The sequence below is a fragment of the Streptomyces diacarni genome, from assembly GCF_003323715.1.
GTDB lineage: Bacteria > Actinomycetota > Actinomycetes > Streptomycetales > Streptomycetaceae > Streptomyces > Streptomyces diacarni.
On the sequence record NZ_QOIN01000045.1, the window covers coordinates 55,146 to 75,527 of the forward strand.

At 75.0% G+C, this 20,382-nt stretch carries 18 protein-coding genes; 11 read left to right on the forward strand and 7 right to left on the reverse strand.

What is annotated here, in order from left to right:
- Positions 1–87 precede the first annotated feature (87 nt).
- The 6 genes from DTL70_RS16170 to DTL70_RS16190 all read right to left on the reverse strand — a co-directional run bounded on the left by DTL70_RS16170 (position 88) and on the right by DTL70_RS16190 (position 8,455).
- Positions 88–1,620 carry a lanthionine synthetase LanC family protein gene (locus DTL70_RS16170; protein ID WP_245979406.1) on the reverse strand — a complete coding sequence of 511 codons (1,533 nt, stop codon included), beginning with the start codon at positions 1,618–1,620 and terminating at the stop codon, positions 88–90.
- A gap of 265 nt (positions 1,621–1,885) precedes the next feature.
- Complete coding sequence (locus DTL70_RS33560; RefSeq protein ID WP_181860948.1) at positions 1,886–2,047, reverse strand: hypothetical protein; 162 nt, start codon at positions 2,045–2,047, stop codon at positions 1,886–1,888.
- Entirely contained in the window at positions 2,038–5,004 is a 2,967-nt protein-coding gene (locus DTL70_RS16175) for a lantibiotic dehydratase (protein WP_114022645.1), read from the reverse strand. Before DTL70_RS16175 ends, DTL70_RS33560 begins: the two co-directional genes overlap by 10 nt.
- A gap of 79 nt (positions 5,005–5,083) precedes the next feature.
- The gene (locus DTL70_RS16180; protein ID WP_245979407.1) at positions 5,084–6,037 is read right to left on the reverse strand and encodes a thiopeptide-type bacteriocin biosynthesis protein; all 954 of its coding nucleotides are present in this window, start codon (positions 6,035–6,037) and stop codon (positions 5,084–5,086) included.
- A 592-nt stretch (positions 6,038–6,629) separates the two neighbouring features.
- The gene (locus tag DTL70_RS16185) at positions 6,630–7,499 is read right to left on the reverse strand and encodes a pentapeptide repeat-containing protein (protein WP_114022647.1); all 870 of its coding nucleotides are present in this window, start codon (positions 7,497–7,499) and stop codon (positions 6,630–6,632) included.
- A gap of 146 nt (positions 7,500–7,645) precedes the next feature.
- Complete coding sequence (locus tag DTL70_RS16190; protein ID WP_114022648.1) at positions 7,646–8,455, reverse strand: SAM-dependent methyltransferase; 810 nt, start codon at positions 8,453–8,455, stop codon at positions 7,646–7,648.
- A 309-nt stretch (positions 8,456–8,764) separates the two neighbouring features.
- On the opposite strand from DTL70_RS16190, the gene DTL70_RS16195 reads away from it, so the two are divergent.
- From DTL70_RS16195 to DTL70_RS16235, 9 genes are all read left to right on the forward strand, one after another.
- The gene (locus tag DTL70_RS16195; protein ID WP_114022649.1) at positions 8,765–9,160 is read left to right on the forward strand and encodes a TOBE domain-containing protein; all 396 of its coding nucleotides are present in this window, start codon (positions 8,765–8,767) and stop codon (positions 9,158–9,160) included.
- Positions 9,161–9,237: 77 nt separating this feature from the next.
- Positions 9,238–10,053 carry a molybdate ABC transporter substrate-binding protein gene (gene modA / locus DTL70_RS16200; RefSeq protein ID WP_114022650.1) on the forward strand — a complete coding sequence of 272 codons (816 nt, stop codon included), beginning with the start codon at positions 9,238–9,240 and terminating at the stop codon, positions 10,051–10,053.
- Entirely contained in the window at positions 10,050–12,128 is a 2,079-nt protein-coding gene (locus tag DTL70_RS16205; RefSeq protein ID WP_114022651.1) for an ABC transporter permease, read from the forward strand. Before modA ends, DTL70_RS16205 begins: the two co-directional genes overlap by 4 nt.
- 152 nt (positions 12,129–12,280) lie before the next feature.
- A complete protein-coding gene (locus tag DTL70_RS16210) occupies positions 12,281–12,913 on the forward strand; it encodes a helix-turn-helix domain-containing protein (protein ID WP_220183625.1) in 633 nt (210 codons plus the stop codon).
- 120 nt (positions 12,914–13,033) lie between these two features.
- On the forward strand, positions 13,034–14,239 hold the full coding sequence (locus tag DTL70_RS16215; RefSeq protein ID WP_114022652.1) for an NAD(P)/FAD-dependent oxidoreductase: 1,206 nt from the start codon (positions 13,034–13,036) through the stop codon (positions 14,237–14,239).
- Positions 14,236–14,583, forward strand: coding sequence for a (2Fe-2S)-binding protein (locus tag DTL70_RS16220; RefSeq protein ID WP_114022653.1), 348 nt, complete (start codon positions 14,236–14,238; stop codon positions 14,581–14,583). The genes DTL70_RS16215 and DTL70_RS16220 overlap by 4 nt, the downstream gene beginning before the upstream one ends.
- 2 nt (positions 14,584–14,585) lie before the next feature.
- Positions 14,586–16,163, forward strand: coding sequence for an FAD-dependent oxidoreductase (locus tag DTL70_RS16225; protein ID WP_114022785.1), 1,578 nt, complete (start codon positions 14,586–14,588; stop codon positions 16,161–16,163).
- Entirely contained in the window at positions 16,160–17,101 is a 942-nt protein-coding gene (locus tag DTL70_RS16230) for a dihydrodipicolinate synthase family protein (RefSeq protein WP_114022654.1), read from the forward strand. Before DTL70_RS16225 ends, DTL70_RS16230 begins: the two co-directional genes overlap by 4 nt.
- Complete coding sequence (locus DTL70_RS16235; RefSeq protein WP_114022655.1) at positions 17,101–18,102, forward strand: proline racemase family protein; 1,002 nt, start codon at positions 17,101–17,103, stop codon at positions 18,100–18,102. Before DTL70_RS16230 ends, DTL70_RS16235 begins: the two co-directional genes overlap by 1 nt.
- 19 nt (positions 18,103–18,121) lie before the next feature.
- Here the strand turns inward: DTL70_RS16235 and DTL70_RS16240 are convergent, their stop codons facing one another.
- Entirely contained in the window at positions 18,122–18,589 is a 468-nt protein-coding gene (locus DTL70_RS16240; protein ID WP_114022656.1) for a hypothetical protein, read from the reverse strand.
- 120 nt (positions 18,590–18,709) lie between these two features.
- Here DTL70_RS16240 and DTL70_RS16245 point away from each other — a divergent pair, with 120 nt between their 5' ends.
- Both DTL70_RS16245 and DTL70_RS16250 read left to right on the forward strand, forming a co-directional pair.
- Positions 18,710–19,339, forward strand: coding sequence for an HD domain-containing protein (locus DTL70_RS16245; protein WP_114022657.1), 630 nt, complete (start codon positions 18,710–18,712; stop codon positions 19,337–19,339).
- Between the two features lie 244 nt (positions 19,340–19,583).
- The gene (locus DTL70_RS16250) at positions 19,584–20,381 is read left to right on the forward strand and encodes an AfsR/SARP family transcriptional regulator (protein WP_114022658.1); all 798 of its coding nucleotides are present in this window, start codon (positions 19,584–19,586) and stop codon (positions 20,379–20,381) included.
- The last annotated feature ends 1 nt before the right edge of the window (position 20,382 follow it).

Consider the following 20,382-nt stretch of genomic DNA (forward strand, 5'->3'; position numbering starts at 1 on the left):
CGCGTCCTGGCTGAGCCCGTGCCCGGGCCCCACTCGCGCAGCGCAGCGCAGCCCCGCGCAGCGCAGTCCCCCGCAGGGCGGCCCAGCTCAGCGCAGTCCCGCGCAGGGCAGCCAGCCCCGGTTGCCGCCCGTGGCGGTGAGCACCGCGGCGAGGGCGCCCCCCGCGCCGCCGAGCAGACCGCACCGTTCCCCGGCGAGCGACCACAACTCGTCCTCCTGCGCGACGAAGTGCCCGAGCAGCCTCTCCCGCAGGGCCGCGGCGGCAGGCAGCCGCCCGTGCCGCCGCATCGCGTCGGCCACCGCCAGCACCCCGGCCGCCCCGTGGCAGAGCCCGAGCCGGTCGCCTGGATGGTCGCCGAAGAGGTGGAAGCCCTCGTGGTAGCCGTCGGCGAGGGTACGGAAGGCGGCGGCGGCCCAGGCCGCGCCCACCGGGTCACCGAGCGCGTCGGCCGCGTCCCACAGGGCCCAGGAGACGCCGGGTGTCCCGTAGCACCACGCCTGGCGCGCGTGCGCACCCGGTGGCCGCGCCTGCCCGTCGAGACCGCAGCCCGTCCAGGTGCGGATGTCCCGCGCGTCGTCGAACGACTCCTTCATCAGCCATCGGCTCGTGTTCCGCAGCGCGGCCGCCAGTTCGGGACGCGGCCCGACCTGCCGTACGGCGGCGGTGAGCGCGGCCGTCACACCCGCGACACCGTGCCCCATGCCCGTGTTGATCCGCCCGTGCAGCCAGCCCAGCAACGGGTGCGCGGGGTAGTGCGTGCGCAGCCCCGGCAACTCCGCGCCGTCGCACAGGGCGGCGAGGCGCGCGGCGGAGGCGACGTACGCCGCGTAGGCGGCAGGGCCGGACTCCGCCTCCCCCGGCGTGCCCCTCGCCTCGTGGCCGTCGGCGGTCAGCGCCAGCAGCACGCCGGACGGGCCGACGATCAGGTCGTAGTCGGGAAAGGTGACCGCCCCGTACCGCTCGGGCGCACCCCTCGGACGGCCGGGCGGCTCGGCCTCGCCGCCCGCGAAGGGGCGGGCCGGGTGGTCGAGCAGCCGGTCCCTGAGCCGGTCGGCCACCGGGTGCAGTGCGGGATGCAGGACGGCGCACTGGCGCAACCCGACGAGCGTCCCGGCGAGCCCGCCGTCGAACAGCCCACGGTGGCCTGGCCCGCGCCCGGCGTCCCGGGCCCACACTGCGGCGGCGCGCGCCGCGACCGCCGCGGCCTCGGCGTCCCCCATGGCGGCCACCAGCCGCGCCAGGACGGGGACGCCGGGGTCGCCCGGATGCTCGGCGGAGACGGTGGGGGGCGTGGAGGAGGCGGAGCCCGCGTGCGCGGAGGGCCGGCGCGTCCCGTCGGCGGGGCGGCCCCCTCCCGTCGCCTCCGCGGGCCGGTCCCCGGCGGAGTGCCGTGCCGCGTGTGCCGGCTTGCGGGCCGCGTCCGCGACCGGGACGGCCTGCGGGGAACGCCGAGCCGGGTCGGCGGGCGCGAGCACTTCGGTGTGCCGCCGCACCCGGTCGGGGGGCCGCTGTGCCGCCGCGCGTCTGGCCCGGTCGGTCCACTGGCCGAGCGTCGCGACAGCGAGCCGCAGGGCCAGCCTCCGTGCCGCCGTGTCGGATGTGAGTGCTTGCTGGGACATGCCGTTCGTCCCCCTTCGGGTCCTTCGGACGGTGCTCTTTCGCTTTGGCGCCTCGTCGGCGGCCCGCCTGTACGCACGAAGGCGTACGGCAGCGGCTACGCAGGGAGCCCGCACCGGGCGCACGAGGCGTCGAGGCGTCGAGGCGTCGAGGCGTCGAGGCGTCGGGCAGGGCTCCCAAACGGGCAGGACTTTCAGCACGGGCCTGGGGAGGGGTGGGTGAGCCGCCCGGCCGGCGCCGGCCGGGCGGCTCACCCGTTGTACGGGATCAGCAGACGATGACGGTGCAGATGACCACCGTGCACAGACCGCTGCAGTGTCCGGTGTCCAGCTGCGTCTCAGGCAGCTCGGTCGTCGAACTGATCCGGGTGTCGAGGTCGTCGATGAGGCTGTCGAGGTCGAGCTCGGGCGCCTCGGTCGTCACGGGCATGGTGACTCTCCTTTGTCCTTGTGTTGCGGATGTGGTGTCCGCCCCGGCGTCCCGCCACCGTTGGAGGAGGGCGGGACGCCGGGGAGGTCGTGGGCGCCGCACCAGGCGGCGTGAGCGCGTGCGGCGAGGTGTTCGGCCGTGCGGTCGTGGGGCAGCCGGACCAGCAGCTGGGCCGCCGCCCCACAGGAGCCGCCGGCTGCCGGCGCGTGGGCGCTGCCGGCCGCGGGCGACTCGTCCGGTGACGGCAACGCCTCCTCGAACACCAGGTCCTGGCCGGGTTCGGCCTGGCAGAGCCGCTCCACTGCCTGTAGCGCGGGCAGCGCCGCGAGGTCGACGGGCAGCGGCTTGGCGTCCGGGCGCGCCCGCAGGTAGCCGAACCTGGGCAGCCCGGCCGCCCGCCGCAGCGCGGCGAGTGCCGCCACCTTGTCGGCTTCGCCGTCCGTGGGGCGCCACAGCGCGGTGCGCGCGATCCGCCACTGCGCCGGGCTGACGACGAGGAGCCCGCCGACCGTCAGCCGTGGCACGTGCCGTGCCCCGGGGAACGCCCCGGCGAGCCCGTCCAACCGCACCATGCGCCGGGTCGCCGGATGCCCTGCCCCCGTCAGCAGCGGCAGCAGCCGGTCGTACGGCGGGGCCGGGGTGCGGGTGGCGTGGTGGACGGGCAGTACCCGCACCCCGTCGGCCTCGGCGACGAGTGCGCCGCCCGCGACCCGCAGGGTGACCCGGTCGAGGGGAAGGTGGCGGACGGAAGGAAGCGGCGTGACGCCACCGCCGTCGCCCGCCGGGCGGGGGTCGGCCGAGCTGCCGTAGTAGAGCGGGGTGTTGGAGTCCCCCGTGCACCAACTGGTGGAGACGGGACGGCGTACGGCGTTGGCCGCCGCTTCGGTCAGCGGCGGGACCAGCACCTCGACGAAGCGCACACCGGCGCGGCGCTCGAAGGCCGCGAGGAAGTCCCGGTAGCCGCCCGTGTTGGGGTATCCGGCGGCGGGGCTTCCGCCGTACAACTCCCCCAGCGCCTCGGCGAAGCGGGCGTCCAGGACGCCCGCGGGCGACGCCGACTCCAACACGGCCACGGGGCCCGGGCCCGCGGGAACGCCGGGCCCGCGCCGTCCGTCGGGCTCCCCGCGGGTGCGGGCGCGGGGCAGTGGCCGCAGCAGACAGTCGACGGGCCAGGTCTCCAGCACCGCGGGCACGCGCGGCGCCCCCAACGCGTCCAGCAGCCCCGCGTCCAGGTCGACCTGCTCCTCGTCGAGCCGCGCGCCGAGGTACGCCAGCAGCCCGGCGTAGCCGGAATCGGAGGTGTGCGCGGGCTCCCAGGAGGCGTACCGGCCGCGGGGGCGCGGGGTGGCGGACCGGTCGTCCGCGTCGCCGGCCTCCAAGAGGCGTACGACGGAAACGGGCTCGGCGCCCAAGCCCACCGCCTCCGCGGTCTCCCGGCTCTTCTCGCCCCGGCTGCGGTTCTCCTCGCACAACTCGGCCACGCGCCGCGCGAGAGCGAGCCCGTCGGCGACGAGCCGCACGCCGGCGTCCGGCACCTCGGGGCGTGAGCGGGTGCCCTCGGCCCCGGCGGGGGTGATCCGGCGGTAGGAGTCCAGGAAGGAGCCGCGGGCCAGGTCTCCGGCCAGGGGCAGGGGCAGTCCCGGCTCGTGCTCCGTCCACGGCAGGCGGCGGGCCCGGGGCGCGGCACACACCTGGAGGATGCCCAGCGCGTGCAGGTGGGTCAGGAAAGCGCGCAGTGCGGGCTGGGAGGACGGCGGACCGAGCGCGGCCTCCAGTGACCCCGCCGTACGGGGGGTGGAGGCGAGCAGCCTCATCACCGTCTCCAGCGCCGGTGTGCGCCGCAGCGAGAGCCGCCGCAGTCGGCCGCCCCCGGCCGGGTCCGGATCGACGACGGAGAAGTGCACGTGCCCCGTGCCGGGTTCGCCGGTGGCGTGGTGCAGCGGAGCAGGCGTGAGGAGCAGGTGCGGTGCGGCGGCGGCCAGGTCGATGTCGCGCAGCCAGCACCACAGCCGGTGCACGTTCTCGGTCCTGCGGGCGGCGACAGGCCCAGGACCGGGGGCGAGCTTGGGCGGCAGCGCGGCCACCGGACCGCTCGGCGGGCTCCCCGGCCAGGTGCCGGGCGCGAGCAGATCCGTCAGCGGGCCCTCGGCGTGCTCGGGCCGCGCCCCGTCCCCGGCCGCGAGGGGGCGTCGCGGCGGCGCGGCGGATACCGGTCGTCGGCCGGCCACGGGCACCACCGCGAGCTGCCCGGCCCAGTCGCGCGGAGTGGTCTTGGCGGCGGCCCGGCCCAGCGCACGCCACAGGTATCCGACGCCCTTGCGCTGCCGTTTGCTCTCCCACAGCTCGCCCGCCGCCGCGCGCCTTTCCAGGTCCCCTACGACGCGGGGCGCGGCTCCTTCGACGAAGCTCCGCAGCACGGGCTGCGAGCGGGCCGCCTCCAGCAGCAGCGCGCTCACCCGGTCCCGCTCGGCGGCGACGGCGCGCCCGAAGCCGCCGTAGGCGGCACGGAGCCTTGCGGCGTCGGCCGCCAGCGTCCGCACGTCGCCTCCGAGGGCGGGTCGCAGCGCGGCGATGCGGTCGAGGAGCGCGTCGTCGTCGTCAGCGGGGCCGGGGTGGAGAAGAGGAGAGTTCCCACCTCGGCCACCACCTGCGTCCCCGCCACCACCTGTGCTTTCGCCACCACCTGGGCCTTTGTCACCGCTGGTGGCCGGTGCCTCTCCCGCGTGCAGCCTGCGGCGCAACGCCAGCACGGCCCGGCGGTCCGCCGTCGTCAGCCCCTCGTCGGGTACGACCTCCTCGCCGATCCGCACGCTCAACGCGCGGGCCCGCGCGCCCAGCCGCGCCTGCCTGTCCGCCAGTTCGCCGGCCTGCGCGAAGAGGGCGGGGTTCCCGGCGCCGGTCCAGACCGCGCCGGGAACACCGGCGAGCCGCAGGAGCGCCGCGGCGCCGAGGGGCACGGAACCGCTGTCGCCCGCCGGGACGTGCGGGGTCGACGGGTGCGGGCTCCGTCGCGGGCCGGGTGCCGCGGTGGCCGGGTCAGTGTGCTGCTGCCGAGGTGGCATGCGCGACCCTCCCCTCGTGGAGCAGCGCTTCCGTCAGGAGGCTCTGGCGGGCCAGGGAGAGCAGACCGCGGTTCCAGTGGAAGACGGTGAGATAGGCGGCCGCCGTACGGGGACCGACGATGGCCTCGCCCGCCGCGTATCCCTCTCCGGCCGCGCCGTGCGACGCGCCTCCCGCCTCGAAGTGGCCGTCACGCCAGCGCACGGCCGCCCGGTGTGCTGCCTTCGCGTGCCGGGCCAGGGGGTCCCTGCGGTCCTCGGGGAAGGCGCGGAGTGCCTCGTCGCGGGGCGTCCGCCAGTAGGCGACGACGCCGGCGGCCGCCCGCTCGCGGGCCGACGGATCGATGGCCGCGGCCGCGTCACGGAGGCGGCGGCCCGTCTCGCGGGCGACCGCGTCCCAGACGCCCCGGTGCTCCCACCCGACGATCCCGAGCCCGTCGAAGACCTCCCGCAACATCAGCAGCGACTGCCGCCAGCCGACCGAAGGCCCCGCGCCTTCCGGGTGGTTGACGTGGTGGTCGAGCCAGGCCAGGGAATCGAGAGTGAACAGGTCGTGCACGTACGCCATCGAGGCGGGGCCGCCGAAGAGGTAGTGCTCCGGTTCGTACACCGCGCACACCGGACGCCGCCGAAGCCCTTCCCACCGGTCGGTACGGCGCAGAAGGGCAGCACACAACTCGGCGGCTTCGCCGGGCTCCGCCGCCTGGAAACGCGCGCGGATTCCCGGCGCCTTGTGCATGAAGAAGAAATTCCGCGCCCGTTTCTCGGCGAGAAACGTGTCGGCGAGTGCGGCGAGTTCCGCATAGCAGAGCGCGCGGCCGTGCGAGTCGCGCTCGGGGGTCAGGTTGAGCTGCACCCAGGCGCCCGTGCGCGGCGCGGCGTGCACCGTTGTTTCCCGCGCGGCACGGCGCGCCGCGGTGAGGCCCGCCACGAACCCCGCGGCTCCCGCGGCCGCGAGGGTGCGGCCCCGCGTCCCCGCCTCCTTGAAGCGATCCGTGAACGCATACGGTGAGCGCCACCGATGGGAAACCTCCGGCAATTTCCGCCCCCCTTCTCAGTGATTGCGTCACCGCAATCACGTCCCGAAGGGGAACTTCCCTGCTTTGCCCTGAGCGAACAATCAAACCGCATTCTTCATATGAACGGCGGTTGTGCGCCGGTGCGTTCGCGGAAGGCAGCTGCCTTCTCACGAAAGGAGGCGGCCCGGTGCGGTCCGCCGGCCGGCCCCGCCCTGCCGACCACTCACCTGTCCCTTGAGGGCGAGACGTCGCCCGCGCGCGGTCCGCGCCCCGGCGGGACGGGGCGCGTCGTGCACGCCTACAGCGCGGAGGCGGGCGCGGCGCCCGCCAGGGCAGCCACCGCCCTGGCGGGTCCGCCCGACCCGGGCCCGGCTGAACCGGGTGGGACGCGTCTGCCGTGAACCAGGCGGCCGGCCGAGCCGCGGGACCAGCTGACCCCGGGGGCGTCTGTCCGCACGGCGGCGCGGGGAGACGCCCGCGGTCGTGGGCGGGGGCGTCGCGGCGTTATCGGCCTCGGCCGCGGCGGCCCTTCCCGGAGCCGCCGCGTCCGCCCGCGCCACGCGCGCGGGGGGCCTTCGCCCGTCGTACGGGGGCGGGTGCGGATGGGGGCGAGTCGTGGTCCGGCCAGTGTCCTGGCCGGGCCAGCGTGTCGGGGATGCGGGTGGCCGAGTCCCCGTGGGCCGCGTTCAGTTGGGGCTGGGTGAGGAAGAGCGCTTCCGACAGGTCGGCGCCCCGCAGGTCGGCGTCCCGCAGGTCGGCGCCGAGGAAGTCGACCTGGCGCAGGTCCGCTCCCCGCAGGTCCGCCGCGAGCAGCAGCGCGCCCCGCAGGGTGGCACCGCGCAACCGCGCCTTCCGCAGGTGCTTGCCCGTCAGGTCGCCGCGTCGCAGGTCCCGCCCGTCGAGCCCCGCGCGCGCCCGCTCGCTGACCCGCTCCAGGATCGGCCCGACCCGCGCCCGCCAGGCCTCGACGTCGGCGGCGAGCAGCGCGGCGACGTCGCCGTCGATCAGCGCGTCCAGCTCTGCTGCCGACGCTTCGGCCTCCGGGCAGCGACCGCCTCGCGCCGCCTCGGTGAGCAGCCACAGCAGCTCGTGCAGCTGCCGCGTCACCCGGAAGACCGCGAACAGCTGCGGTCCGGACACCGTCTCTTCGCGGGCCGTCACCCGCTGCCCCGCCCCGTAGCAGTCGAAGACCGAGCATCCGGTGAAGCCGCTGACGCGCAGCCGCGCGTGGATCGCGCACCGGTTCTCGTCGGTCAGGTTCCCGCACCGCTTCCCCGCGGGTTTGTCCACCGCGAAGTCGGCCGACCGCGCGAACGGCAGCGCCACACAGCACAGCCCCGCGCACCGCTCACAATCGGCCCTCAGCCGTTCCATCCGCTCCGGGCCTTCGCTCTCGCTCACCCGTCCAAGCTAACCCGGGGCCGTCGACCGGTGCGGCGTCGGCCTCCCCCGGGAGCGGGACCGGGACGGGCCGGGGAGCGGGACCGGGACGGGCCGGGGAGCGCGGGCGCGAGCCGGATTCAGGGCTTGCGGGCGACCGCGCCGAACTGGGCGACGCTCTTCTCGTCGTCGGCGGCGTGCCCGGGGCGCCAGCGGGAGCACGAGACGATGCCGGGCGGCAGCAGTTCGAGCCCGCGGAAGAACCCGGCCACCTCGACGCGGCTGCGGGCGGTGATCGGCGGGGTGGCGTTCTCGTTCCAGAACCGCATGGCCTCCTCGTTGGCCTCGCCGCCCAGCTCCAGCGTGGGGTGGGTGAGGACGAGGTAGCTGCCGGAGGGGACGGCTTCCATCAGCGTGTCGACGATGCGGGCCGCCTCGTCGGTGTCGGCGATGAAGTTGAGGATGCCCAGCATTATGACGGCCACGGGGTCGACGAAGTCGAGGGTGTCGGCCGCGGCGTCGACGATCGCGCGCGGATGGTGCGCGTCGGCGTCGATGTAGTCGGTCGCGCCTTCCTGGGAGCTCGTGAGCAGGGCACGGGCGTGGACGAGGACGGTGGGGTCGTTGTCGACGTAGACGATCCGCGAGGACGGGGCGACCCGCTGGGCCACCTGATGCGTGTTCTCGACGGTGGGCAGCCCGGTGCCGACGTCGAGGAACTGGCGGATGCCCACCTCTCCCGCCAGATACCGCACCACGTGGCCGAGGAAGGCGCGGTCCGCGCGCGCCACCTCGCGGATGCTGGGGTACATGCTGGTGACGTGGTCGCCGACCTGCTGGTCGATGGCGTAGTAGTCCTTGCCGCCCAGCCAGTAGTTCCACACCCTGGCGTTGTGCGCGACATCGGCGACCGGCGTCCCGGCGCCCTCGGGACCGCTGCTCTCGCTCACGTGCCGTGTCCTCTCCGCTCTGCGCCCGCACTTCTCGGGCCGACCCGCGCCCTTGGACCGCTCGAAGAATCCAGGAGCGCTCGACGAGTCTAGGCGGCGACGTACCACCGGGCATGACCGCGCGCGAGGCGGCCGCACCGCCGTGGCGGTGCCGGTGCACCGCCCGGGGCGGGGCGCGCCGGGAGAAGTCGCCTGCCCGGTGCCCGACTTCGGCCGACTTGGGGATTCCTCCAAGCCGGGTTGGCACATGCTATAGAGAGAAGCCATTCGCATTGCATATGCGAGGCTGTGGGCCATACGTTGACGCACATGCAGTCGTACACCATCGGCCAGGCGGCCCGGCTGCTCGGCGTCAGCCCGGACACGGCGCGGCGCTGGGCGGACGCGGGCCGCGTCACCACGCACCGCGACGAGAGCGGGCGCCGCCTGATCGGCGGACGGGATCTGGCCGCCTTCTCCGTCGAGCTCGGCCGGCACGCCGCCGAGGAGGACGACGTCCCCTACACCTCGGCGCGCAACGCGTTCGCCGGGATCGTGACCGCCGTCAAGCTCGGTGACGTGGCGGCGCAGGTCGAGATCCAGGCGGGGCCGCACCGGCTGGTCTCCCTGCTGACGCGGGAGGCCGTCGAGGAGCTGGGCCTGGAGGTCGGCATGCAGGCCACGGCCCGCGTCAAGTCGACCAGCGTGCACATCGACACGCCGTAGGCCCCGCCCGCGTCCTCGCGCGCGCCACGCCCGCCCCCAGCCCCGCCCCGTCCCCGCCTCACCTGGAGACCCACCGCATGTCCTCGCCCTCGTCACCTTCCCCCTCGTCCTCACTCCTGTCGCCCCGCCGCATCCTCGCCGCGCTCGCCGCCGTCGCCGTCCTCGTCCCGCTCACCGCCTGCGGTGGAGGCGGTGACGACAAGGGCGACGAGGCGGGCGAGGGCGGCACGACCGAGCTGACGGTGCTCGCGGCGTCCTCCCTGACCGACGTGTTCAAAGCCGCGGGCAAGGCGTACGAGAAGGAGCACCCGGACACGAAGGTGAACTTCTCCTTCGCCGGGTCCCAGCAGTTGGCCGCCCAGGTCGAGCAGGGGGCGCCGGCCGACGCGCTGGTCACGGCCGACACCACCACCATGGAAGGGCTCGGCGGTGAGACGGGCGAGCCGGACGTCATCGCGAAGAACCGGCTCGTCATCGCCACCGGCGAGGGCAACCCGAAGAAGGTCGAGTCCCTGAAAGACCTGACCGACAGCAAGCTGAAGGTGGTGCTGGCCGCGCCCGAGGTGCCCGTCGGGCGCTACAGCAAGCAGGTGCTGGACGCGGAGAAGCTCAAGGTCGAGCCGGTCTCGCGGGAGACCAACGTCCGCCAGGTGCTGAGCAAGGTCGAGCTGGGCGAGGCGGACGCCGGCATCGTCTACCAGACCGACGCGGCGACGGCGCCGAAGAAGGTGGACGCCGTCACGATCCCCGACGGTCAGAACGCGATCGCCTCCTACCCGGCCGCCACGCTCAAGGGGTCCGAGCACCGTGAGGAGGCGGCGGCCTTCGTGAAGTGGCTGAAGACGCCCACGGCGCAGAAGCTGCTGCGCGAGGCGGGCTTCCAGAAGCCGTGACCCGTACGCGCAACCCCGCGGGGCGCCCCCGCGCCCCCCTCACGCTGGGGGTACCCGCGGTGCTCGCGGTGGCGTTCCTGCTGGTGCCGCTGCTCGGCATCCTGGTGCGGACGGAATGGGGTGAGCTGGGCGCGCACCTGGGCAGCGACGGTGTCACCGAGGCGGTGAAGCTGTCGCTGCTGGTGTCCGGCGGCGCCCTGGCCCTCTCCCTCCTGCTGGGCGTACCGCTGGCCTGGCTGCTGGCCCGGATCGACTTCCCCGGCAAGGCGCTGGTGCGGTCGCTGGTCCTGCTGCCGATGGTGCTGCCGCCGACCGTGGGCGGTGTCGCGCTGCTGCTGGGCTTCGGGCGGCGCGGGCTGCTGGGCCCGTGGCTGGAGGACACCTTCGGTGTCGTGCTGCCCTTCCACACCTCGGGCGCGGTGGTGGCGGCGACGTTCGTGGCGATGCCGTTCCTGGTGATCAGCCTGGAGGGAACGCTGGCGGGGCTGCGCCCCGCCTACGAGGAGACGGCGGCCTCGCTGGGCGCGTCTCCGGTACGCGTGTTCTTCACGGTGACGCTGCCGCTCGTGGCCCCGGGACTCGCCGCGGGCGCCGCCCTCACCTGGGCGCGGGCGCTGGGCGAGTTCGGCGCGACGATCACCTTCGCGGGAAACCTGCCGGGGACGACGCAGACACTCCCGCTGAAGGTGTATCTGCTGCTCCAGGACCAGCCGGAGGCGGCGACGTCCGTCTCGCTGCTGCTGCTCGTCATCGCCATGGCCGTGCTCTTCTCGCTGCGCGGCCGATGGGCGGGCGCCGCGGGTGCCTCGCGCACCCGCGGCGGAAAGTCGGGTGGCGGCGCGGGGAGTCTCTCGCGCCTCCGCGACCGCTGGACACACGGCGCTGAGGACCCCGAGGCCGCCACCGACCGCGAGGCCCCGCACACCACCAGCGGCGCCAGCACCGGCACCGGCACCCCGGAAGCGGCCGCCGCCCCCGGGGAGCCCGACGCCACGGTCGCCCGCGCCTCTCCGTCCGACGCCGACGCCGGCGCCGAGCGTTGGGACCTGCGGGCGCGGTTCGGCGGGTTCACCCGGCTCACGCTGGATGCCGCGCCCGGCACCACCGTCGCCGTCGTCGGCCCGAACGGTGCGGGCAAGTCGACGCTGCTGCGCGCGCTGCTCGGGCTGACCCCGCGCGCGCACGCCGACCTCGCCCTGGGCGGCATCGAGGTCGGCGCGCTGCCCCCGCACCGGCGGGGTGTGGCATGGGTGCCGCAGGACGGCGCGCTCTTCCCGCACCTGAGCGCGCTGGCGAACACGGCCTACGGGTTGCGCGCCGCGGGCGTGCGCCGCGGTGAGGCGCGCCGCCTGGCGCGCGGGTGGCTGGAGCGGCTGGAGGTCGGTCACCTGGCGCACCGCAGGCCCGCGCAGTTGTCCGGCGGTCAGGCCGGGCGGGTGGCGCTGGCCCGCGCGCTGGCGGCGCGGCCGAGGCTGCTGCTGCTCGACGAGCCGCTGGCCGCGCTCGACCAGACGACGCGCGCGCACGTGCGCCACACCCTCCGCGGCCATCTGGGGCGCTTCGGCGGGGTCTGCCTGCTGGTGACCCACGATCCGGTGGAGGCCGTGTCGCTGGCCGACCGGGTGCTGGTGCTGGAGGACGGCCGTGCCGTGCAGGACGCGTCGCCCGCCGAGGTGGCGCGCCGTCCCCGTTCGCCGTGGGTCGCGCGGATGCTGGGCCGCAACGCGCTGGCGGGGACGGCCGCGCGGGACGGCTCGCTGGCTTTGGAGGGCGGCGGCAGCCTGGTGGTCGCCGATCCCGTCGCGGAGGGGAGGAACGTGCTGGCGGTCATCGCGCCGGAGGCGGTCGCGCTGCATCGGGAGCGCCCGCAGGGCAGTCCGCGCAACGTCTGGGCGGGCACGGTGCGGGAGGTCACGGCGGTCGGCAGCAGGATGCGGGTTCTCGTGGCGTGTAGGGGCCGTCCCGATCTGGTCGCCGAGGTCACCGCCGACGCCGTGGCCGAGCTGGGTCTGGAGGACGGCGCTGCGGTCTTCGCGGGCATGAAGGCCACGGAGATCACCCTCGTCGAGCGGTGACCCCGCCGCCCGGCGGCAGGCCGTGCGCCCGTGCCGCGGGTGCCGTGCGGCATCCGGCTCCCTTCCCGTTCGGGATAATGGCCCCACGCCCACACGGCGTTCCGTATAGCGAACGGGAGTCGCGGGGAAGACCACAGGGGAAGGGAGGGGCCGTGAGCGGTCCTGAAACGGCCAAGAGATCGATCCGCAGCATGTTGGCGCTCAACCTGAAGCGGGCGCGGGCCCAGCGGGGGCTGTCGATCTCGGAGCTGTCGCGGCGCTCGAAGATCGGCAAGGCGACGCTCTCGCAGCTGGAGTCCGGTACGGGGAATCCCACCATCGAGACGGTCTTCAGCCTCTCCCGTGTCCTGGAGGTGCCCATCTCCGACCTGCTGGACGCGCGGCCGCCCGCCGGCCTGCGGGTGGTGCGGGCCCAGGAGGTGGAGGTGCTCAGCGGCGAGGGCGTGGACCTGCGCCCGTTGCAGCGGATCGAGTCGGGCGAGGGCGTCTTCGAGGTCTACGACCAGCAGGTGCGGGCGGGTGAGCGGCGGGACTCGCTGGGCCATGTGGGGGTGGAGCACACCATCGTGCAGGCGGGGCGGCTCGGGGTGAGTGTGGAGGGCCACGACGTGGAGCTGGGCCCCGGCGACTACGTCGGCTTCGACGCCGCCCTTCCGCACAGTTATACGGCGCTGGAGGGCACCGTGCGCTCGGTTCTGCTCCTCCAGTACCGCGCGGACCAGCGGCTGCCTCCCAACGCCCCGCACGCCGTCGCGGGCGGGTGCGCCCCGCACACCGAGGACTGAGGGCGCCTGCGCACCCGCTCAGGACGCCGCTCCGTCAGGTCGCTCCGCCGCACCCGTTGACACCCCTGCGGCGCCGCGCATACCGTCCCTCTCGTTCGTTTCAGCGAACGAGGAGGTTCGATGAACGGAACGCGAGCCGTGGTGCTCGGTGCCGGGATCATCGGTGCGGCCTGCGCTCGCGAACTCGCCCTGGCCGGGCTGGCGGTGACCGTCGTCGACCGGGGCGGCCCCGCCGCGGCGACCACCTCGCACGGCGAGGGCAACGTGCTCGTCTCGGACAAGGGCCCTGGCCCCGAACTCGCGCTCGCCCAGCTCTCCCGCGAACTGTGGCCCACAGTGCTGGCGCAGGTCGCCGAACGGTCGGCCGAGGGGCGCCGGGCCGTACAGGCCGCCGAGTGGGACCCCAAGGGCGGCATCGTCATCGCGACGACGGGCGCCGGAGCGCACTCGCTCGCCCGGTTCGCCGACAGCCAGCGCTCCGCCGGGGTGCGGGCCGAGCCCCTGGCGCCCGAGGCGCTGCGGGAGGCGGAGCCGTACGTCACCCGCGAGCACACCGCCGCCGTCCACTACGGCGAGGACGCGCAGGTGCAGCCGGCGGGCGCGGCGACGGCGCTGCTGACGGACGCACTCGCCGCGGGCGCCACGCTGCGCGGCGGCGAGGAGGTGTGCTCGGCGGTCGTCCGCGGCGGCAGGCTCACCGGCGTCCGCACCACGCGCGGGCTGCTGGAGGCCGACCTGTTCGTCAACGCCGCGGGCCCCTGGTCCGGCGCGCTCGCCGCCCGCCTGGGCGCACCCGTCGGTGTCGAGCCCCGGCGCGGCGACGTCCTGGTGACGACGCCGCAGCCGCCCACCGTCTTCCACAAGGTCTACGACGCCGACTACGTGGGCGCCGTCGGCAGCAGCGAGGAGGAGTCGCAGACCTCGGCCGTGGTCGAGTCGACCCGCGCGGGCAGCGTGCTGATCGGCTCCTCGCGGCGCCGCGTCGGCTTCGACGACCGGCTGCGGCCCGAGGTGCTCTCGGCCGTCGCCGCCAAGGCGCTGCGGCTCTTCCCCTCGCTCGCCCGGGTCCCGGTGATGCGCGCTTACGGCGGCTTCCGGCCGTACGTGGCCGACCACCTCCCCGTCATCGGGGCCGATCCGCGGCTGCCGGGCCTGTGGCACGCGAGCGGCCACGAGGGCGCCGGGATCGGGCTGTCGGTGGGCACCGGGCGGCTCCTGCTCCACCTGGTGCTGGGCCAGCCGCCCCCGGTGGACGCCGCCGCGTTCCGGGTGGACCGCCCGGCCGTGCTCCGACCCCGCCCGTACCAGCAGGAGGAGGCGCCATGAGCTCCCGACTCGTACCCACCGAGCGCGACGCCACCGGCCGCGGGGGCCGGCCGCTGCGGATCACCGTCGACGGCGTGCCGGCTGACGGCATCGCCGGGCAGACGCTGGCAGGCCTCCTGCTCGCGTCCGGCAGGTCCTCGTGGCGCCAGGCCCCCTCCGGTGCCCCGCGCGGCGTCTTCTGCGGCATCGGGGTCTGCTTCGACTGCCTGGTCACGGTCAACGGCGAGCCCGACGTGCGGGCCTGCCGCAGGAGGGCCGTCGACGGCGACGAGGTCACCACCGGCTCCCGCGCCGTGCCCCGCCCCACCGACGGGCCCGAGTCCGGGACCGGAGAGGGGCAGTGACCATGCCTGCCGCACGGCGCGTCGCGGTCGTCGGCGCGGGACCCGCCGGGCTCTCCGCCGCGCAGGCGGCACTGGCCGCGGGGGCGCGGGTGACGGTGATCGACGCCGCCGAGGAGCCCGGCGGCCAATACCACCGCACGGTGCCCGCGGCGTACGCGCCCCGGCGGCCAGGACATCTCCAGCACGGGTGGCGGGCGTTCGAGCACCGGCGCCGCCGGGTGCTGGCACACCCCCGGTGCACGTGGCTGCCGCAGACCTCGGTGTGGGCACTGGAGCGGCCCCGGCCAGGACAGGAGGGCCCGCCCCGGCTGCACCTGCTGTGCTCGGGCCCGGCGGACGGCGCGGGGCGCCCCCGGCGCACACTCGACGTGGACGCCCTCGTGCTGGCCGTGGGCGCGCACGACCGCGTCCTGCCGTTCCCCGGCTGGGAGTTGCCCGGCGTCTGCACGGCGGGCGCGGCGCAGGCGCTGGCCAAGGGCGAGCGGGTGGCGGTCGGTCAGCGGGTGGTGGTCGCGGGCTCGGGCCCCTTCCTCCTTCCGGTGGCGGCCTCCTTGCTGGACGCCGGCTCCCAGGTGCGGGAGGTGTTGGAGGCCAACACCGCGGCGACGACGGCGCGCGGCTGGGGGCGCCGCCCATGGGAGCTGGCCGCGCAGGCGGGCAAGGCGGCGGAGCTGGCCGCCCACGCCGCCGCGCTGGCCCGCCACCGGGTGCCGTACCGGACGGGCCGCGCCGTGGTCGAGGCACGCGGGGACGGCCGGGTGGAGGAAGTCGTCACGGCGCGGCTGCGCGCCGACTGGTCGGTTCTGGAGGGTACGCGGCGCACGGTCGCCGTGGACGCCGTGTGTGTCAGCCACGGCTTCAGCCCTCAGCTGGAGTTGCCGCTCGCCGCGGGATGCGCACTGGGCGAGCGCGCTGAGCCCGGCAGCGACACGGCGGGAACCCGTGCGAGCGGCCCGTCCGGTTCCCGCGGCGCACCGGACGCTTTCGTACGCGTCGACGAGCGGCAGCGCACCAGCGTGCCCGGGGTCTTCGCCGCCGGTGAGATCACCGGCATCGCCGGGGCTGCGGCCGCGCGGGCCGAGGGCGCCGTCGCCGGGTGGTCCGCCGCCACGGGCGGGAGCGCGCCACGGGATCCCGGGACGCGCCGGGCGCTGCGGGCGCTGCGGCGGAGCCGCGACCAGGGGCGGGCGTTCGCCGGACGGCTCGCCCGCGCCCACCCGATCGGCGCCGCGTGGCCGGGCTGGCTGCGGCCGCAGACCGTGGTGTGCCGCTGCGAGGAGACCGACTACGGCTCGCTGTGTGCCGCGTTCGCCACCGAGGCCGGTGCCGCGCCACGGGTCGCCAAGCTCAACACCCGCGCCGGGCTCGGTCCCTGCCAGGGCCGGATCTGCGGGCCGACGGTCGCCGAACTCCGCCGAAGGCTCGCCGGGGACGCCCCGGACAGGCCGGCCGAGGGCCTGCCGGCGGCCGACCCGCATCGCCGGCCGCTCGCCCAGCCCATCCGGCTCGGCGAACTCGCCGCTCCGTCCGCCCCGCTGACCGGTCCAGGTCACCGTCCCGAAGAGGAGAGCAGTTCATGAGTGAGAACCAGCAGCCGTCCCGTGGTCTGGGCGGTGTCGTGGTGGCCACCGCGCTGCCCTACCGCGAGGACGCGGCGGCCCCCGCCGGGCTCGCCGTCGACTACGACAGGTACGCCGAGCACTGCAGGTGGCTGGTGGAGCGCGGCTGCCACGGTGTGGGCCCCAACGGCTCGCTGGGCGAGTACTCGTCGCTGACGGACCAGGAGCGCCGCACGGTGGCGCGCACCGCCGTCGAGGCGGTGGGCGGGGCCGGCACGGTGGTGGTCGGCGTGCACGGCGTCGGGTCGCACCAGGCCCGGCAGTGGGCCGAGGCCGCCGCGGAGGACGGCGCGGACGGAGTGCTGTGCCTGCCCCCGACGATGTACCGCGCCAACAAGGGGGAGATACTGGCACATTTCACTCAGGTGGCCTCCGTCGGACTGCCGGTGATGATCTACAACAACCCCGTCGACACCAAGGTGGACCTCACCCCTGACCTGATCGCGGAGGCCGCGCAGATCGACAACGTGGTGGCCGTCAAGGAGTTCTCCGGCGACGTGCGCCGGGTGCTGGAGATCAGGGAGCGCACCGCCGGCACCGGCCTTGAGGTGATCAGCGGGGCCGACGACGTGGTGCTGGAGAGCCTGCTGATGGGCGCGAGCGGCTGGTTCGCCGGATTCCCGAACGTCTTCCCCGCCGAGTCGGCCCGCCTGTTCGAGCTGGCCAAGGCGGGCAGGCTGGAAGAGGCGCGGGAGCTGTACGAGCCGCTGGTGGCCGCCTTCCGGTGGGACTCGCGCACGGAGTTCGTCCAGGCGATCAAACTGGGCATGGAGCAGGTCGGCCGGTTCGGCGGCCCCTGCCGTCCGCCGCGCGGTCCGCTGCCCCCCGGCCTGCGCGCGCGGGTGGAGGCCGACATGGCGCGTGCGATCGCCGCCCTCGGCGAGCGGGCCGCCGCCTGATGCGCTCGGTCCGCACGCTCAGCGCCGTCGACTCGCACACCGAGGGCATGCCCACCCGGGTCGTCACCGGCGGGGTGCCGCCCCTGCCGGGCGCGACGATGGCCGAGCGCCGCAACCACGCCGTGCTCCACCTCGACGAGCTGCGCAGGTTCCTGGTCGACGAGCCGCGCGGGCACCCCGCCATGAGCGGTGCCCTGCTCCAGCCGCCGACCCGCCCCGACGCCGACTGGGGCGTGGTCTACGTGGAGGTCAGCGGCTTCCTGCCGATGTGCGGGCACGGCACCATCGGGGTGGCGACCGTGCTCGTGGAGACGGGCATGGTCGAGGTGACCGAGCCTCAGACACGGGTGCGGCTCGACACCCCGGCCGGCCTGGTCGAGGCCCGGGTGACCGTGCGGGACGGGGTGGCCGAGAGGGTCACCCTGCGGAACGTGGACGCGTTCGCACTGGAGTTGGACGCCACGGTCACCGTTCCCGGACTCGGTGAGGTCCGCTACGACATGGCCTACGGCGGCAACTTCTACGCCCTCGTCGAACTCGACCGGATCGGCCTCCCGTTCGACCGCGCACGCAAGGACGAGATCCTCTCCGCCGGCCTGGCGGTGATGCGGGCCGTCAACGAGCAGAACCGCCCCGCACACCCGGTGGATCCCGCCATCGGCGGCTGCAAACACGTGCAGTTCCTCGCGCCGGGCTCGACCGGGCGGCACTCGCGCAACGCCATGGCGATCCACCCGGGCTGGTTCGACCGCTCCCCCTGCGGTACGGGAACCTCGGCGCGGATGGCGCAGTTGCACGCGCGCGGCGAACTGCCGCTGCACACCGAGTTCGTGAACGAGTCGTTCATCGGCACCCGCTTCGTGGGGCAGCTGCTGGGGACCGCCGAGGTCGGCGGGGTGCCCGGGGTGGTGCCCGAGTTCTCCGGCCGGGCGTGGATCACCGGCACGGCGAACTACCTGCTGGATCCGCGCGACCCGTTTCCGCACGGCTTCGTGCTGTAGACCGGGCGGGCCCGAGAGGTCAGTGGGCGGTGTCCCGTTCGGGGCGGGACAGGCCCAGGGCGAGCTCCGCCGCGGCGAGCACACGGGTGGGATCGAGCGGCAGTTCCCTGCTCACCTGCTGGACGACGGCGAACGGGTCGCAGTGGCGGACCCGGCCGTCGAGCCCCATGGCCGTCAGCACGTACCGGTGGCCGCCCGGCGCGGAGGCGTCCGGCGTGGCCTCCCAGTGCGCGCCCTTGGCCCGCACCATGAAGTCCGCCAGGAAGGAGACCAGGTCGGTGTGGAGCGTCACCCGGTCCGACTCCTCGAAGTCGGCGAGCGGCAGCCTGGACACGTAGTTCTCCCACGCGGGCAGAGCGGCCAGCGGGTCGGCCCGGTAGTCGGCGGCGGGCACCCCCAGCATGTCCGCGAGGCGGGCGGCGTTCGCCTGGCACTCCTCGGCCCATGAGGCCAGGTTCTCTTCCCTCTCGTTCCGCCGCGCGTCCATACGGCACAACCTACTCAGCCCGACGGGACCGCGCGACACCCGCACCCGCCACCGACCGGGTGCGGGGAGGCGGCGCGGCCCGCGCCCCCACCCGCCGGCGTCCGCTAGGGTCGCCGTGCCATGGGCAACGAGACGCGTCTTCGCGAGCTCTTCGACTTCATCTCCCACACCGCGCGCCTGCGCGAGGTGGAGCGGCACAACAACGCCACCCCCCGGCGACGGGAGTCCGTGGCCGAACACTCCTGGCACCTGGCGATGGTGTGCTGGGTGCTGCACACCGAGTTCGAGCGGGAGAGCGGGCTGGACCTGGACCTGGGACGCATGCTCAAGCTGTGCCTGCTCCACGACGTGGTCGAGATCGACACCGGCGACCCGTCGGCCTGGCAGACCTCGCGCGGCGGCGAGGAGGCACGCGCCCGCAAGGCCCGCGCGGAGGAGGCGGTCGCCCGCGACCGCCTCGGCACGCTCCCCGCACCGCTCGGCCCGCAACTGCTGGCGCTGTGGCGGGAGTACGAGGAAGGTGCCACGCCCGAGGCCCGGCTGGTGCGCGGCGTGGACCGGCTCAACCCGGCGCTGATGCGCCTGCTGACCGGGCAGGGCTGGGCGGACGTGGACGCCGACGCCGCCGCCCTCGACCGGCTCCAGCTACCCAGGGTGAGCGTCAGCCCGACGCTGACAGCGCTGTACGAGGAGGTCAGGCAGGCGGCGGTCGCCCGGGGTTTGCTGAGCACTGTCCGGCGGACCATGTGACCGTCGGCTGACGGGCTCGTTGTTATGGGCTCCAGCGGGGTGAGCATGACGCATGCGAAGTAGGCCGACAGGAACCGCACCTGCCCTCCGTTGCCGCTGGATCCGACCCGGCCCACGCCATGGCGGGGGCCACCGAACCATGCCATTTGCACTTTTCGGGCTGTCCCGAAACACCTCGACCGCCCGGCGGCGCCCGACGGATCCTGGTCTCGCGCAACCAGGGGGCGAGGGATGGTGAACGGTGATGGTCCGGTTTCAGGTCATCGGGACGGTCGAGGTCTCCGGTCCATCGGGCGCGTGCGCACTGCGGATGCCGCTTCGCGCCGCTCTGCTGACCGCTCTCGCCGTGGAGAGCAACTTCTGTGTTCCGACGGGTAAGTTGTTGTCAGTCCTGTGGGATGATGCGCCCGCCTCGGCCTTGGCGAATCTGCGTACCAATGTCGCGCACCTCCGTAAGTCTCTAGACGACGTGAGCCCCCGGCTCGCGGACCGGCTCATCACAGCCAGGGGAACCGGTTATCGGCTTCTCGTGCACGCCGGCGAACTCGACTTGGTGGAGTTCCGTTCCCTCGCGGCGGCCGCACGGGTACATCTCAAAGCGGGTAACGTCGCGAAGGCATGTGCACAGTCGCAGCAGGCGCTGGCTCTGTGGCGTGGCCCGTTCGGGGAGGGACTGCCCCGGACGCGTTGGCTGGAGGCTCACGCGGCCGGGCTGGAGAGTATGAGGATCCAGATCGTCGAAGACCTGTATGCCGCCCGTCTCCTGCTCGGTGACCATCTGCGGCTCAGCCACGACGCGGCGACCCTGCTCTCGGACGAGCCGCACCGCGAACGGCCGTGGCTGGTCCTGATGGCGGTGCAGCAACTCTCGGGGGACTCTGCGCGCGCCATGGCAACGTTCCGGCGCTGCCGTACGCATTTCGCCCAGGCGCTCGGGATCGATCCTCCGTCCAGCAGCACCGAACTCCACCACGCGATCCTCGACCGGGACGATGCCCGAGTGCTCGACATCGTCCGACGTGACGTGGCCGGCGTCGCCTGAC

Bases quoted from the DNA above. Each gene is read 5' to 3' on its own strand.
- DTL70_RS16170 (WP_245979406.1), bottom strand. From the start codon at position 1,620: ATGTCCCAGCAAGCACTCACATCCGACACGGCGGCACGGAGGCTGGCC.
- DTL70_RS33560 (WP_181860948.1), bottom strand. From the start codon at position 2,047: ATGCCCGTGACGACCGAGGCGCCCGAGCTCGACCTCGACAGCCTCATC.
- DTL70_RS16185 (WP_114022647.1), bottom strand. From the start codon at position 7,499: ATGGAACGGCTGAGGGCCGATTGTGAGCGGTGCGCGGGGCTGTGCTGT.
- DTL70_RS16195 (WP_114022649.1), top strand. From the start codon at position 8,765: ATGCAGTCGTACACCATCGGCCAGGCGGCCCGGCTGCTCGGCGTCAGC.
- modA (WP_114022650.1), top strand. From the start codon at position 9,238: ATGTCCTCGCCCTCGTCACCTTCCCCCTCGTCCTCACTCCTGTCGCCC.
- DTL70_RS16215 (WP_114022652.1), top strand. From the start codon at position 13,034: ATGAACGGAACGCGAGCCGTGGTGCTCGGTGCCGGGATCATCGGTGCG.
- DTL70_RS16220 (WP_114022653.1), top strand. From the start codon at position 14,236: ATGAGCTCCCGACTCGTACCCACCGAGCGCGACGCCACCGGCCGCGGG.
- DTL70_RS16225 (WP_114022785.1), top strand. From the start codon at position 14,586: ATGCCTGCCGCACGGCGCGTCGCGGTCGTCGGCGCGGGACCCGCCGGG.
- DTL70_RS16230 (WP_114022654.1), top strand. From the start codon at position 16,160: ATGAGTGAGAACCAGCAGCCGTCCCGTGGTCTGGGCGGTGTCGTGGTG.
- DTL70_RS16235 (WP_114022655.1), top strand. From the start codon at position 17,101: ATGCGCTCGGTCCGCACGCTCAGCGCCGTCGACTCGCACACCGAGGGC.
- DTL70_RS16240 (WP_114022656.1), bottom strand. From the start codon at position 18,589: ATGGACGCGCGGCGGAACGAGAGGGAAGAGAACCTGGCCTCATGGGCC.
- DTL70_RS16245 (WP_114022657.1), top strand. From the start codon at position 18,710: ATGGGCAACGAGACGCGTCTTCGCGAGCTCTTCGACTTCATCTCCCAC.
- DTL70_RS16250 (WP_114022658.1), top strand. From the start codon at position 19,584: ATGGTCCGGTTTCAGGTCATCGGGACGGTCGAGGTCTCCGGTCCATCG.